General features: G+C 70.2%; 15 protein-coding genes. 8 read left to right on the top strand and 7 right to left on the bottom strand.

What is annotated here, in order from left to right; translation table 11 throughout:
* The first annotated feature begins 78 nt into the window (after positions 1-78).
* The 7 genes from AC07PF_RS00565 (at position 79) to AC07PF_RS00535 (ending at position 5,364) form a co-directional block, all read left to right on the top strand.
* On the top strand, positions 79-816 hold the full coding sequence (locus AC07PF_RS00565) for an endonuclease/exonuclease/phosphatase family protein (RefSeq protein WP_494608680.1): 738 nt from the start codon (positions 79-81) through the stop codon (positions 814-816).
* Positions 813-2,018, top strand: a complete 1,206-nt coding sequence (gene clsB / locus AC07PF_RS00560; protein ID WP_494610530.1) for a cardiolipin synthase ClsB — start codon at positions 813-815, stop codon at positions 2,016-2,018. The genes AC07PF_RS00565 and clsB overlap by 4 nt, the downstream gene beginning before the upstream one ends.
* Positions 2,019-2,135: 117 nt before the next feature.
* Positions 2,136-2,864, top strand: a complete 729-nt coding sequence (gene folE, locus AC07PF_RS00555; protein WP_035204001.1) for a GTP cyclohydrolase I — start codon at positions 2,136-2,138, stop codon at positions 2,862-2,864.
* A gap of 2 nt (positions 2,865-2,866) precedes the next feature.
* The gene (locus AC07PF_RS00550) at positions 2,867-3,289 is read left to right on the top strand and encodes a BLUF domain-containing protein (RefSeq protein WP_007855842.1); all 423 of its coding nucleotides are present in this window, start codon (positions 2,867-2,869) and stop codon (positions 3,287-3,289) included.
* A gap of 105 nt (positions 3,290-3,394) precedes the next feature.
* Positions 3,395-4,276, top strand: coding sequence for a DMT family transporter (locus AC07PF_RS00545; protein ID WP_145699526.1), 882 nt, complete (start codon positions 3,395-3,397; stop codon positions 4,274-4,276).
* Between the two features lie 3 nt (positions 4,277-4,279).
* Complete coding sequence (locus AC07PF_RS00540) at positions 4,280-5,125, top strand: DUF429 domain-containing protein (RefSeq protein ID WP_494608677.1); 846 nt, start codon at positions 4,280-4,282, stop codon at positions 5,123-5,125.
* On the top strand, positions 5,122-5,364 hold the full coding sequence (locus tag AC07PF_RS00535; protein ID WP_145699528.1) for a hypothetical protein: 243 nt from the start codon (positions 5,122-5,124) through the stop codon (positions 5,362-5,364). The genes AC07PF_RS00540 and AC07PF_RS00535 overlap by 4 nt, the downstream gene beginning before the upstream one ends.
* On the opposite strand, the gene AC07PF_RS00530 is transcribed toward AC07PF_RS00535, so the two are convergent.
* Genes AC07PF_RS00530 through AC07PF_RS00500 form a run of 7 tightly spaced genes read right to left on the bottom strand, consistent with a single transcriptional unit; the run spans position 5,365 to position 12,999 of the window.
* The gene (locus tag AC07PF_RS00530; protein WP_007855850.1) at positions 5,365-5,976 is read right to left on the bottom strand and encodes an alkylhydroperoxidase domain protein; all 612 of its coding nucleotides are present in this window, start codon (positions 5,974-5,976) and stop codon (positions 5,365-5,367) included. It abuts the gene before it with no gap.
* Positions 5,973-6,644 carry a CMD domain protein gene (locus AC07PF_RS00525; RefSeq protein WP_494610529.1) on the bottom strand — a complete coding sequence of 224 codons (672 nt, stop codon included), beginning with the start codon at positions 6,642-6,644 and terminating at the stop codon, positions 5,973-5,975. Before AC07PF_RS00525 ends, AC07PF_RS00530 begins: the two co-directional genes overlap by 4 nt.
* Positions 6,641-7,753, bottom strand: a complete 1,113-nt coding sequence (locus AC07PF_RS00520) for a putative FMN-dependent luciferase-like monooxygenase (RefSeq protein WP_494610528.1) — start codon at positions 7,751-7,753, stop codon at positions 6,641-6,643. The genes AC07PF_RS00525 and AC07PF_RS00520 overlap by 4 nt, the downstream gene beginning before the upstream one ends.
* Positions 7,677-9,398, bottom strand: coding sequence for a dipeptide ABC transporter ATP-binding protein (locus tag AC07PF_RS00515; protein WP_494610527.1), 1,722 nt, complete (start codon positions 9,396-9,398; stop codon positions 7,677-7,679). Before AC07PF_RS00515 ends, AC07PF_RS00520 begins: the two co-directional genes overlap by 77 nt.
* The gene (locus tag AC07PF_RS00510; RefSeq protein WP_494610526.1) at positions 9,395-10,348 is read right to left on the bottom strand and encodes an ABC transporter permease; all 954 of its coding nucleotides are present in this window, start codon (positions 10,346-10,348) and stop codon (positions 9,395-9,397) included. The genes AC07PF_RS00515 and AC07PF_RS00510 overlap by 4 nt, the downstream gene beginning before the upstream one ends.
* 3 nt (positions 10,349-10,351) lie before the next feature.
* Positions 10,352-11,293: an ABC transporter permease gene (locus tag AC07PF_RS00505; protein ID WP_007855856.1), complete on the bottom strand. Its 942-nt coding sequence runs from the start codon at positions 11,291-11,293 to the stop codon at positions 10,352-10,354.
* A gap of 29 nt (positions 11,294-11,322) precedes the next feature.
* Positions 11,323-12,999: a TIGR04028 family ABC transporter substrate-binding protein gene (locus AC07PF_RS00500; protein ID WP_494610525.1), complete on the bottom strand. Its 1,677-nt coding sequence runs from the start codon at positions 12,997-12,999 to the stop codon at positions 11,323-11,325.
* Positions 13,000-13,297: 298 nt separating this feature from the next.
* Here AC07PF_RS00500 and AC07PF_RS00495 point away from each other — a divergent pair, with 298 nt between their 5' ends.
* Entirely contained in the window at positions 13,298-13,876 is a 579-nt protein-coding gene (locus AC07PF_RS00495; protein ID WP_494610524.1) for an OsmC family protein, read from the top strand.
* Positions 13,877-13,894: the final 18 nt, after the last annotated feature.

Genomic DNA, 13,894 nt, shown 5'->3' with positions numbered 1-13,894 from the left:
CCGGCCTGCGCGGACCGCGATGCGGGTTAGCCCGTCCCGGCCGGCCATGTGTCGGTTGCTTGCGACACAATGGCTGCCATGGACAACACAGACATCCTGCGGGTGGCGACCTACAACATCCACAAGGGGGTGCAGGGCATCGGCCCGGCACGCCGCCTGGAGATCCACAACCTGGGCCATGCGGTCGAGCAGCTCGATGCCGATATCGTCTGCCTGCAGGAAGTGCGCCGGCTGAACCGGCAGGAGGCCCGGTACTTCCAGCGCTGGCCCGAGCTTCCCCAGGCCGAATACCTGGCGCCTGAAGGCTACGAAGCGGTCTACCGCACCAACGCCTTCACGCGCCACGGCGAACACGGCAATGCGCTGCTGTCGCGCTGGCCGGTGATCGGCCACCAGCACGAGGACATCTCCGACCACCGCTTCGAGCAGCGCGGCCTGCTGCATGTGGAGGTGGACGCCCATGGCCGCAAGATCCATGTGATCGTCGTCCACCTGGGGCTGATCCCGGGCAGCCGCATCCGCCAGATCGAGCGGCTGCAGCGCTTCATCGAGCGCGAGGTGCCCGGCGGCACGCCGCTGGTGGTGGCTGGCGACTTCAACGACTGGGGCCTGCAGGTCAAGCGCATGCTCGCGGGTTTTGGCCTGTACGAGTTCGAGGAGCCCCGGGCCTTCACCTACCCCGCGCGCCTGCCCCTGGTGCAGCTGGACCATGTCTACGTGCGCGGCCTCACGCCCCTGTCGCTGCACGTACCGCGCGGCCGTATCTGGTGGCGCATGTCCGACCACCTGCCCCTCATTGCAGAATTTGGCCTGTGAGCTTCGCCGCCGACCACCGGGTGCGCCTGCTGCAGGGCGCGCAGGAGCTGTTTCCCGCGCTGGTCGAGGCCATGGATGCGGCGCTGTCCGACATCCAGTTCGAGACCTACATCTTCGACTTCACCGGCAGCGGCGCCAGTGTGGCCGAGGCCCTGGAGCGGGCAGCCCGGCGCGGCGTGCGCACCCAACTGGTGGTGGATGGCGTGGGCACGGGCGCTTTTCCGCTGGCGTGGACGCAGCGCTTCTCGGCCGCCGGGGTGCTCTTTCGCGTCTACTCGCCGCTCGGGCCACTGGGCCTGCTGCTGCCCCACCGCTGGCGCCGCCTGCACCGCAAGCTGTGCGTGGTGGACGGCTGCATGCTGTTCTGCGGCGGCATCAACGTGCTCGATGACCTGCACGACCCCCATTTCGGCGCGCTGGCCGCGCCGCGCTTCGACTTTGCCGTGCAGGCCACGGGCAGCCTGGTGGCGGTGGCCAGCGACACCATGGACCAGCTGTGGTGGCGCATGCAGGCCATGCGCGACATGCGCGAGCGCCGCCTGCCCGAAGCCCTGCAGGCACTGCGGGCGGCCAGCGCCGCCCAGCACGCCGCCCAGGCGGCGCAGGAAGGGCCGACCATGCGCGCCGCGCTGCTGCTGCGCGACAACGTGCGCAACCGCAGCCGCATCGAGCGTGCCTACCGCCGCGCCATCGGCGCGGCGCGGTACGAGGTGATCATCGCCAACGCCTACTTCCTGCCCGGCGGCAAGCTGCGCCGCGCGCTGCTGATGGCGGCGCGCCGCGGCGTGCGCGTGCGCCTGCTGCTGCAGGGCCGCTACGAGTACTTCATGCAATACCACGCGGCGCGGCCGGTGTATGGCGCGCTGCTCGCGGCCGGGGTGGAGATCCACGAGTACGCGCCGAGCTTCCTGCACGCCAAGGTGGCCGTGGTCGATGCGCTGGGCGAGCGGCCCTGGGCCACGGTGGGCTCGTCCAACCTCGACCCGCTGAGCCTGCTGCTGGCGCGCGAGGCCAATGTGGTGGTGGAGGATGCCGCCTTCGCCGCCGAGCTGCGCGCGCGCCTGGTGCAGGCCATGGAACAGGCCGGCCGGCGCATGGAACCGGCGCGCTACGCGGGGCGCCCGTTGCGCCAGCGCGTGCTCGACCAGGTGGCCCATGCGCTGATGCGCCTGGCCCTGTGGATCACGGGCCGCCGGTACTGATACCGATGGCAGGCTTTGCTGCTATATAAATGGTAGCTGTATCGCGATGCGGGCCGGGGGTAGCTAGGTAAAACCTTTGCCAGGCGTAGCGCCTCGTTCACTGTTACGATGCCGGACATGTCCAGTCCCACTGCCGCCGATATGACGACCACCCCGCCGGACGAAGAAGGCACGCCCGTCTCCGTCAAGATCCGAGAGCGCCTTGCCGCCGCGCGCAAGCGCTTCAATGCCAACGACAACATCGCGGAGTTCATCGAGCCGGGCGAGCTGGAGAAGCTGCTGGACGAGGTCGAGGCCAAGATGCAGGGCGTGCTCGACAGCATGGTCATCAACACCGCGGGCGACCACAACACCCACAACACCGCGCGCCGCGTGGCCAAGATGTACCTCAACGAGGTGTTCAAGGGCCGCTACGTGGCGCAGCCGCCGATCACCGAGTTCCCGAATGCCGAGCACCTCAACGAGCTCATGATCGTTGGGCCCATCACCGTGCGCAGCGCCTGCAGCCACCATTTCTGCCCGGTGATCGGCAAGATCTGGATCGGTGTGATGCCCAACGAGCACACCAACGTGATCGGCCTGTCCAAGTACGCGCGCCTGGTCGACTGGGTCATGGGCCGCCCGCAGATCCAGGAAGAGGCCGTGGTGCAGCTGGCCGACCTGATCATGGAAAAGACCCAGCCCGACGGCCTGGCCATCGTGATGGAGGCCAGCCACTTCTGCATGTCCTGGCGCGGCGTGCGCGAAATGGACAGCAAGATGATCAACTCCGTGATGCGTGGCGTGTTCCTCAAGGACCCCTCGCTGCGCCGCGAATTCCTGTCCCTCATTCCCGGAAAGAACTGACCATGCTCGTACGCCTGCTCTATGCCAGCCGCGCGGTGGACACCTCGCCCGCCGCCATCGAAGCCATCCTCACGCAGTCGCGCCAGCACAACCCGGGCAGCGGCATCACCGGCGTGCTGTGCTATGGCGGCGGCATCTTCCTGCAGGCCATCGAGGGCGGCCGCTCGGCCGTGAGCGACCTGTACGGCCACATCCAGCGCGATGCGCGGCACCAGAACGTGGAGCTGCTGCACTACGAGGAAATCACCGAGCGCCGCTTCGGCGGCTGGACCATGGGCCAGGTGAACCTCTCCAAGATCAACCATTCGATCCTGCTCAAGTACTCCGAGAAGCCCGAGCTCGACCCGTATGCGGTGTCGGGGCGCGTGTCCTTCGCGCTGCTGGAAGAACTCATGGCCACTGCGTCCATCATCGGGCGGGCCTAAAGAGGACTGGCCACCAGGCCCGCTCTTTTTTTTCAGACCTCCGAACCCGGGCCGCAGCCGCCGACGCGCTGCGGCTTTTTGCATTCCTTTTTCCGCCGTCCCACCGTGACCCTCAATGCCTTCGGCCTCATCATCCTGGCGGGCCTGATCCATGCCTGCTGGAACATCGTGGCCAAGAAGGCGGGCGGCGACTCGCGCTTCGCATTCTTCACCTCGGTGCTGATGATGCTGGTCTGGGCGCCGCTGGGCTGGTACCTGGGACGCGATGCGGTGCCGCTGTGGGGGCCCATGGAGTGGGGCTTCGTGGTGGCCAGCGGGCTGCTGCACGTGGGCTACTTCGTCATCCTGCTGCGCGGCTACCGCAAGGCCGACCTCACCGTGGTCTACCCGCTGGCACGGGGCTCGGGGCCGCTGATGTCGTCGCTGGTGGCGGTGACGCTGCTGGGCGAGCGCATCTCGGCGCTGGGCGTGGCCGGCATCGCGGGCGTGGTGGGCGGGGTGTTCCTGATCGCGGGCGGGCCCGGCCTGCTGCGCGCAGCGCACGACCCCGCCGCGCGCGAGCGCGTGTACAAAGGCATCTGGTATGGCCTGGTCACCGGCGCCTTCATCGCCAGCTACACGGTGGTCGACGGCTACGCCGTCAAGATCCTGATGATGTCGCCCATCCTCGTGGACTACATGGGCAATTTCGTGCGCGTGGCGCTGCTCGCGCCGGTGGTGCTGCGCGACCTGCCCACGGCCGGCCAGCTGTGGCGCGCGCAGTGGCGCTTTGCGCTGCTGGTGGCGGCCGTGAGCCCCGTGGCCTATGTGCTGGTGCTCTACGCGATGAGGGAAGCGCCCATGTCCCATGTGGCCCCGGCGCGCGAGGTGTCCATGCTCTTTGCCGCGCTGATCGGCGGGCACCTGCTGGGCGAAGGCGACCGCGTGGCGCGCATCTGCGGGGCGGTCTTCATCGCGGCCGGCGTCACCGCGCTGGCACTGGGATAGTCCATGCTGCTCGGGTGCGATTTTTCGAGCAGCCCCACGCGGCGCAAACCCGTGGTGCTGGCCCTGGGCCGGCGCGAGGGTGCGCGCGTGCAGCTCACCGGGCTGGTGCGCCTGGAAACGCTGGCGGCTGTGGGCCGCTGGCTGGCCGAGCCGCGGCCCTGGGTGGGCGGGTTCGACATGCCCTTCGGCCTGCCGCGCGAACTGCTGCAGACCCTGGGCTGGCCGCTGCAGTGGCATGCCAGCATGCAGCACTACCAGGCGCTCACGCGCGCGCAGATCCGCGATGCCTTTGCCGCCTTCTGCGACGCGCGCCCCGTGGGCGGCAAGTTCGCGCACCGCGCCACCGATGGGCCCGCGGGCTCCAGCCCGTCGATGAAATGGGTGAACCCGCCCGTGGCCTACATGCTGCACGCGGGCGTGCCCCTGCTGCTCGAAGCCGGCGTGCACCTGCCGGGCCTGCATGCGGGCGATCCCACGCGCGTGGCGCTGGAGGCCTACCCCGGCCTGCTCGCGCGCGAGGTGCTGCAGCGGCGCAGCTACAAGAGCGACGATGTGGCGAAGCAGACCCCCGAGCGCCTCATTGCGCGCAAGGACCTGGTGACCGCGCTGGAGCTGGGGCAGACGCGCCTGGCCCTGCGCCTGAAGCTCAGCCACGCGCAGCGCGATGCCCTGGTGGCCGATGCCAGCGGCGACAGCCTGGACGCTGTGCTGTGCATGCTGCAGGCCGGCTGGGCCGAGCAGCGCCATGCCGAGGGCGATGCGCTCTACGGCCTGCCGCCCGGCCTGGACCCGCTGGAGGGCTGGATCGTCACCGCGCCCATGCCCCTGGCGGCCACAATGGCGCCATGACAGGTGCTGCCGCTTCGATCCAGGCGTGCCGGCTGTGGGCTGGGGTACTGGCCTGCACCGTCGCCGCCACGGCTGCGCTCGCAGCACCGGCCCCCTGGTTCTACTGGCGCAGCAAGGTCGACGGCCAGCGCGTCTGCACCCAGACCTCGCCGGGCGCCGGCTGGGTCAAGGACAGCCCGCCCTACGACGGGCCGGGCTGCACCCCGCGCCGCAAGGTGCTCATCGTGCCGATGCGGTGATCAAACCTTCACGGCGGCCTCTTGGGGTTCTCCGAGGGACAGCATCAGCCGGTTGGCCCAGTTGAAGAAGGCCGCGCCGTGCAGCGCGTCCGAGATCGCGAAATCGTCCAGCCCCTGGTCGCGCAGCGCCGTGATGTGTTCGGTGCCGAAGTCCAGGGGGGTGTCCGTGAGCGCCACCGATGCCTGGGTGATCGCATTCCAGCGCGGGCCCAGGTCGGTGTCCGTGCCTTCGTCGAGCAGGCGCTGCACATCGTCCGCGCGGCCCGAGAAATGCGCGGCGAAGCGCGCATGCACCGAGGCGCAGTAGATGCAGCCGTTGTGGCGCGAGGTGGCAGTGGCCGACAGCTCGCGCTCGGCGCGCGGCAGGCCGGCGTCGGGGTTGTAGAAGATGTCCTTGTCGGTGCGGGTGCGGGCGCCCAGGATGTCGGGGTCGCGCGCCAGCAGCATGAAGTAGGGCGACTTGGCGCGCGCTGCGTCCACCAGGCCGGCCAGGTGGCGGTCGGTCAGCTCGGCCTCGGGCAGGGGTGCAAGCCAGGGCAGCCAGTTGAGCTGGGCCTGCGTGAAGGCCACCGGTTCCTGGCTGCCTGGGTGCGAAAGGGTGGTATCGCTCATGCCTGTGTCTCCTCACTGGATGGGGTGGTGGTGCGTGGGACCGGCGCGGCGGCCAGGGCGCGCAGCCCGGCCACCACGCGGATCTGGAACGCCAGGAAGGCGACCAGCTGCGACAGGGTCACGATGTCGGTCTTGCCCCAGCCCGCGTCGAGCAGCGCCTGCAGCGCGGCCGGGCTGGCGTCGCGTGGGTGGAAGGTGAGCAGGTGCGCGTGTTCGAGCGCAGCCGACAGCGGCTTGCCCAGCACGGCGCGCTGTACCTCGCCCACGGTGTAGGCCGGGCCGGCCTGGTCTTCTTCGCTCAGCGGGCCGGGCGGGTAGCTGCCATAGGGGCCGTTGGCCGCGCCGCGCACCACCTCGGCCGCGATGGCCTGGGGCACGCCGGGGCGGGCCTGGCGCGCTCCTTCGGAGGCCAGCGAGGCGTTGTAGAAGGCCGTGGCATCGGGCTGCTGGTGCAGGCCGGCCACGAAGGCCGCCACGGCCTGGCGGTCGGCCAGGGTGAAACGGCTTCCCGGGAGCAACTGCGCCGGCTCGAACAGGGCCAGGTGGCTTTGCTGGGCGTGGGTGCGCGCCTGCAGGCGGTGGCGGCGGATGGTGTCGAGCCGGTCGCCCGGCTGGATGCCGGCGAGCAGGTCGATCACGTCGGGTGCGGTGTTGGCAGCTTGGGTCATGCGGGCTCCGTGATGGGTTGGAGGTGGGGGGCGCGGGGCGTGGCCGCGGGCGGGTGCCGCGGCACCCAGCCCAGGGCGGGCGCCACCGCGGTGGCCGTGAGCTCGATGGAGCGCAGGATGGCCGCGTGCGGCGGATCGATGGAATGCACCTGGAACACGAGATCGGTCACGCGCTCGAGCGTGGTGTCGGCGCGCAGCGAGGCGATCACGTCCTCGGGCGTGCCCAGGTGCACGTCGTAGGCGGCGATCAGCTGTTCCAGCGGTGCATCGGGGCCCAGCCGGGGCGCGGTGCCCGACTTGGCGGCCTGCGCTGCGAAGCGCGCAGCCGCGCGGCGCAGGCCGGTATCGGCCAGGCGCAGCGCCTCCTGCCGGCTGTCGGCCACGAACAGGCTGCGCGAGCCCACGATGCGCGGCGTGCTGCCCGCGGGCAGGGCGGCCAGGTAGGCGTCGACGATGGGGTTCTGGATCTCGGCCAGCGTGGCATGGGGCGCTTCGTCGGTGCGCGGCTGGGTGCGCGAGAGCATGAGCCCGTCGCCCGCCAGCCCGGCCCGTGTGCCCCCCGCCACGGAGAAGGTGGCCTGCCAGATGCGGCCCAGCAGTTGCCGGCCCGCGGGGTAGAGCGTGTCGCCGCCCGGCAGGGGCTGGCCGGCCCAGGCTGTGCGCAGCACGGCCAGCTGCCGGTCAAAGATCGCCGAGCGGTCCTCGCTGTGGAGGCCGAAGGCCGCGAACGACTCGGGTGTGCCGCCCGTGCCCACGCCCACTTCGAGCCGGCCGCCCGCGAGCAGGTCGAGCACGATGGCGTCCTCGGCCACGCGCACGGCGTTTTCCAGCGGCAGGGTGATGATGCCCGTGCCCAGTCGGATGCGGTGGGTGCGCGCCGCCACGTGTGCCAGGAAGACCAGGGGCGAGGGCAAGCCGCCCTCATGCTCGTGGAAGTGGTGCTGCGCGACCCAGGCCGCGTCGAAGCCCAGGGCCTCGGCATGGGCGATCTGCTCGGCCACCAGGCGGTAGCGCTCGCCCGCCGGGGCGTCGTCAAGCAGCCTGCTGAAGAAGCCCAGGCGCTTCGGCCCAGGCGTGGTGGTGGGTGTCGTGGATGGGGTGGAGGGCACGGTCGTTGTTCCTTGGGGCGGCATGGCCGGGGATGGCGGTGATGAGTTCGCGCGTGTAGTCGCTGCCGGGCGAGAGGAACACGTCCTGCACGCGCCCCGCGTCCACCTGGCGGCCGGCCTGCAGCACCGAGACGGTGTCCGCGATCTGGCGCACCACGGCCAGGTCGTGCGAGATGAAGAGGTAGGTCAGCGCCAGGTCGCGCTGCAGCTGGTCGAGCAGCGCCAGGATCTGCGCCTGCACCGTCACGTCCAGGGCCGAGACGGCTTCGTCGAGCACCAGCACCTGCGGGCCCAGCACCAGGGCGCGCGCAATCGCCACGCGCTGGCGCTGCCCGCCCGAGAGGGCGCGAGGCGGGCGCTGCAGCACGGCCGGCGGCAGGCCCACGCGCGCCAGGATGTCGTGCACGCGGCGCTCGCGCTCGGCCCGCGCGATGGGCTCGAAGTTGAGCAGCGGCTCTTCGATGATCTGGTAGACCGTCTGGCGCGGGTCCAGCGAGCTGAAAGGGTTCTGGTGCACCAGCTGGATGCGCCGACGCACCTGGCGCAGCGCCTCGCCGCGCAGCGTGGTCAGGTCCACCCCCTCGACGAGGATGCGGCCCGCCGTGGGGCGCGCAAAGCCCACCACGTCGCGGATGGTGGTGGTCTTGCCCGAGCCCGACTCGCCCACCAGCGCATGCGTGGTGCCGCGGCGCACCTGGAACGACACGCCGTTGACCGCGCAGAACGGCTGCCGCTGCCCCGCCACCGGGAACTCGTGCACCAGCCCTTCGACGGCAATGGCGATGTCCTGCGGCGCGTCGGTCGAGCCTGCAGGCGCGGGGCGAAAGCTGCCTGCCGAGAGCGAGGGCGCATCGGCCAGCAGCTGGCGTGTGTAGGCGCTTTGCGGCGCCCGCAGCAGCGCCTGGGTGGGGCCCTGCTCCTGGATGCGGCCGCCCTGCATCACCACCAGCCGGTCCGCCCGGTCGGCCGCCACGCCCAGGTCGTGGGTGACCAGCAGCACGGCTGTGCCGTCCTCGCGGCGCAGCCCGTCGATCAGGTCCAGGATGCGCCGCTGCACGGTCACGTCCAGCGCGCTGGTGGGCTCGTCGGCAATGATGAGTGCCGGGCGCAGCGCGATGGCGATGGCGATCAGCACACGCTGCTTCATGCCGCCCGAGAGCTCGTGCGGGTACTGGCGCGCGCGCAGCGCGGGCTGGGACAGGCCCACGCGCTCGAGTAGCTCCAGCACGCGTGCCGCGATGGCGCGGCGGTCGCCACGGCGGTGGATTTGGAGGATCTCGCCCACCTGTTCGCCCACGGTGCGCACGGGGTTCAGCGAGCTGGTCGGGTCCTGCGGGATCAGGCTCACCATGCTGCCGCGGATGCCGTCCAGGCGCTTTTGCGGCCAGCCGGCGATGTCGGTGCCGTTCAGGCGGATGGCGCCGTGTTCGAGCCGGCCGTTATCGGCCAGGAGGCCGATCACGGCCTGGGCCGTGGTGGTCTTGCCCGAGCCCGACTCGCCGACCAGCGCCACGACCTCGCCGGGCGCGATGGAGAACGAGACGCCGTGCACCACGCGCTGCGCGTGCTGCTGCCCGTCGTGGTAGGCAATGGCCAGGTCCTCGACCTCGAGGACCGGCGTGGGGAGGGGAGGGCTGGTGCTCATGGTCGGCCTTTCGCGATGGCCGCGCTGATGCGATTGGCCGAGAGCACCACGGCCACCACGACCACGCCGGGCACGGTGGTGAGCCACCAGGCGGTGGAGATGTAATTGCGCCCCTCGGCGATCAAGAGGCCCCATTCAGGCGTGGGCGGCGGCGCGCCATAGCCCAGGAAACCCAGCGTGGAGATGGACAGGATGGCCGAGCCGAACTGCAGCGCCGCCATGGCGATCACCGAAGTGAGCGAATTGGGCAGCACATGGCGCCACAGCACGGCACTGAAGCGCCCGCCGCTGCCGAAAGCCGCCTCCACGTACTCGGTGCGGCGTACGCGCACCACCTCCGAGCGCACCAGCCGCGCGAAGGTCGCGACCGAGGCCACGCCCACGGCGATGGCCGCGTTGATGGTGCCAAAGCCCAGGATGATGATGATGGACAGCGACAGCAGCAGCGGGGGCACGGAGAGCAGCACGTCCACCGTGCGCATGAGGGCGTCGTCCACCCAGCGGCCCACCGAGCCCGTGACCAGGCCCAGCAGCGTGCCCAGCACCAGGCCCACGGCCACCGCCACGAAGGCACCCGAGAGCGAGTGCACGGCTCCATGCACCACGCGGGCGTAGACGTCGCGGCCCAGGGCGTCGGTGCCCAGCCAGTGCGCGGCGCTCGGCCCCTGCAGCTGGTGGCCGGCCGTGCCCTGGATGGGGTTGTGGCCCGTGAACAGGCCCGGCACCAGCGCCCACAGTGCCACCAGGGCGATCACCGCCCAGGCGAGCAGCAGCGTGGGCGGCGTGGCGCGCAGCGCGCGGGTACTGCGTGCCAGGAGCGACACAGGTGCCGCGTGGGGCGCCGAGGATGCGGGCGATACCGCAGCCACGCGCTGGAGGGCCGGTGCGGCTGAGGAGGGTGCGGGCGCTGCCAGCAGGCCATCGCCTGCGGTGTGTGCGTGGGTGGTCATGGGTCAGGTTCCAGGGGCGTGGCGCAACCGTGGGTCGAGCACCGGGTAGAGCAGGTCCACGGCCAGGTTGATGAGCACGAAGGCGGTGGCCGAGAACACCACCACGGCCTGCAGCACGGCCGTGTCCTGGTTGCCCACCGCCTGCTGGGTCAGGCTGCCCAGGCCGTTCAGGCCGAAGACCGCCTCGGTAACCACGGCACCGGCCAGCAGCTCGCCGAAGAGCACGCCGGCGATGGTCAGCGTGGGCAGCAGTGCATTGCGCGCCACGTGCTTCCACAGCACCCAGTGGCGCGTGGCGCCCTTGGCACGCGCCACCGCCACGAAGGGCTGGGTCAGCACCTCGTCGATGTTGCGCAAGAGGATCTGCGCCAGCGGCGCCGAAATCGGGACGGCAAGGGTCAGCGTGGGCAGCACCAGCCCTTCCCAGCGACCGGGGTTGATCACCGGGACCCAGCCCAGGCGGAAGGACACGACCTGGATCAGCATGATGCCCAGCCAGAACACCGGCACCGAGACGAACAGCGAGGGCAGCGACTGCAGGACCGAGCGCAGCCAGCGCAGCGGCGCCAGCTGCGCCGCGAAGGCCAGTGCCACGGCCAGCAGCAGGGCCGTGGCAAAGCCGAAACTGGCCAGCCGCAGGGTGGGTGGCAGGTTGGTGGCCAGGCCCTGGCTGACAGGGACGCCGGCCTGCACCGAATAGCCGAAGTTGCCCGTGAGGAAGCCGGTGAGGCTGTGCAGGTACTGGCGCCACACGGGCGTGTCGGCCCCATAGGAGGCGCGGATGTCCGCGATCTCCTGCGGGCCCAGGGCGAACTCGGGACTCAGGAACTTGATCAGGATCGCATCAGCCGGCAGCAGCTGCAGCAGCACGAAGGAGGCCGTGAAGGCCGCCCAGAGCACCAGCAGGGCCTGGCCGATGCGGCGCGCGAGGTAGGGCAGGTTCATGCTCGTGTCCCTGGCATTGCAGCTTGTGTTCAGGGCTGCTTGCTGACCCAGGTGCCGTAGAAGCTGGGGCGGCCCACGGCCTCGAAGCCCACGTCACGCACCCAGGGCGCGCCGGCAAAGGCCTGGGGTTCCTCGAACACCGGGATCACATAGGCCTGGTCGATCAGGTAGTTCTGCACCTCGCCCGCCAGCGCCAGGCGCCTGGCCGGGTCGGTCTCGGCGGCGATGGCGTCGAGCAGGCCGTTGAGCTTGTCGTCGACGAAGCCCTTGACCTTGCTGCTCACCCCGCCTTTTTGCAGCAGCACGTTGCGGTTGGTGGGGTAGTAGTTGCTCTTGATCACGTCGGGGTCGGCGCGGCCGACCATGCCGGGCGATACCGGGGTCTTCTCGGGGTCGAGGTTGTCCACCGTGCGGCTGCCGCTGTCGCCGGCCAGCACGTTGAGCTTGACGCCCACCTTGGCCCATTGCTGGGCGATGAGCTGCAGGGTCTCCTTGTTCTGCGGCTGGGGCAGGGATTCGTAGGCCGCGAGCACCAGCTCCTTGCCGTCCTTCTGGCGCAGGCCGTTGGCGCCCAGGGTCCAGCCGGCCTCGTCCAGCAGCTTCTTCGCAGCGGCCTCGTCGTACGCCAGCTTGGCCGACAGGTCCACATAGCCGGCCGCCGTGGAGGCGATGACCGACTTGGCCTGTGGGTAGTTGGCCGAGAACAGGGTCTGCACGATCTCCTGGGTGTTGGTGGCATGCAGCAGGGCCTTGCGCACCTTGACGTCGGCCACCAGGGCGTTGTCGGGGCGGAAGACCACGCTGTTGTTCACACCGCGCGTGGAGGGCGCGTAGACCTGGAACTTCTGCTCCTGCACGCGCTTTTCGTCATAGGCCTGCACCTGGCGGATGAAGCCGGCCTGGCCGGCCAGCAGCGCGCCGATGCGCACGCTGTCCTCGGGCGTGACGATGAACTTGACCTCGTCGAGCCGTGCGCGGCCCTGGTGGGCCAGCTTGGCCGGGCCCCAGGCGTATTCCTTGCGCGCCGAGAGCGTGAGCTCCTTGCCCAGGGTTTCGCTGGTCACGACGAAGGGGCCGGAGCCGATGATCTTGGTCGCGTCGCCCAGCTCTTCGAAGGGCCGCGCCAGCGTGGCCAGCGACACCAGGCCCGAGCCGATCACCGAGGTGCCCTGCAGGAAGCCCGGCGAGGGCTTCTTGAAGTAGAACTTCACCGTGAGCGGGTCCACCACCTCGCTCTTGTCGTAGTTGTTGATGACCTCCGAGACCGGCAGCTTGAGCTCCTTGTTGCCCAGGCCATAGGTGTCGAAATTCCTGGCCACCGCGGTAGCGTCGAGTGGCGTGCCGTCCGAGAAGCTCACGCCTTTGCGCAGCTTGAAGGTGTACTCGGTGGCAGTTGCGTTCACCTCCCAGGATTCGGCGATCCAGGGCTGGATCTCCAGCGTCTTGGGGTCCTGGTAGGTGAGCTTGTCGGTGATCTGGTTGAGCACACCGCCGTTGGGGTAAAAGCCCCCGGCCGGCGGGTACAGGGTGGTGTGCGCCTGCTGCTCCAGGTACACAAGCGTGCCGCCCTGCACGGGGCCGCCCCCGGCCGCCGCGGTGGGCTCCGCTTCCTTCTTGGAGCAGCCGGCCAGCAGGGCGCCGAGCACCAACACCGGGATGCCCACGGCAGCCCAGCCCAACGATTTTTTCAGGGGAAACACGTTCATACCTCGTCGCCGCAACGGCAGTCAAAATGGCCTGGAAAACACCGCGGCCCGCCCCTTGGCGCGGACCCGGTCCACGCATTTCATGGTAGCGACGCTACATAAACGCATCGGTATATAAAGTAGGATCGTTATCTGAAAAACGAGGGTCGGCGCCGCCGGGCGGCATATCTGAAATGCGCATAAGCGCGCTCGGTTTTCTGGCTTCCCAAGCGGGTGCGGTGGCCCGAACAATGGCCTGACCGTCCGTGATCCGCCCGATGTCAGCGGCGGCGCGCACGCATTGGAGAACCGCCGAGCCATGACCCATCTGAACGACTATCTGGCCGAGAAGCGCGCCGCCGTGCTGGCGCGCCAGACCGCCATCGACGCGGGCACCGCCCAGCCCGCCTCATTGAAGGCGCGCGTGAGCGCCGAAGGCCGCAGCGGCGTGCGCCGCCTGCGCATCCGCGACCACCAGGTCATCAGCGACAGCCCGCCCGACTTCGCGGGCTACAACCTGGGGCCGAGCTCGCCCGAGCTGCAGCTGGGCGTGCTGGGTACCTGCGTGACCCACATCTTCCTGATCCACGCGGCCGAGCGCCAGGTGCCGCTGGAAAGCCTGGAAGTCGAGGTCACCGGCATCATCGACCCGCGCGGCGGCAAGCCCGGCCACGAGTCCACGCCGATCTGGCCGCACGAGATCGCCTACACCGTGCACATCGACTCGCCCGCGAGCCGCGCCGACATCGATGCCCTGTTCGAGGCGGTGGAGCGCAACTGCCCGATCCTGAACCTGTTGCGCAACCCGCAGACCATCCGCGCCGAGGTGAAGCTCACCAACTCCAAGGCGGAGGCACCTGCCGCCGCACTGCAATGCGAAGAGGCGGTGGCCGCATGAGCGCAGGTACTCCCGCCC

The sequence above is a fragment of the Acidovorax sp. GW821-FHT10A04 genome (assembly GCF_059415825.1).
The sequence above is the reverse complement of the archived record's forward strand: the minus strand, read 5'-3'. Positions and strand labels throughout refer to the sequence as shown.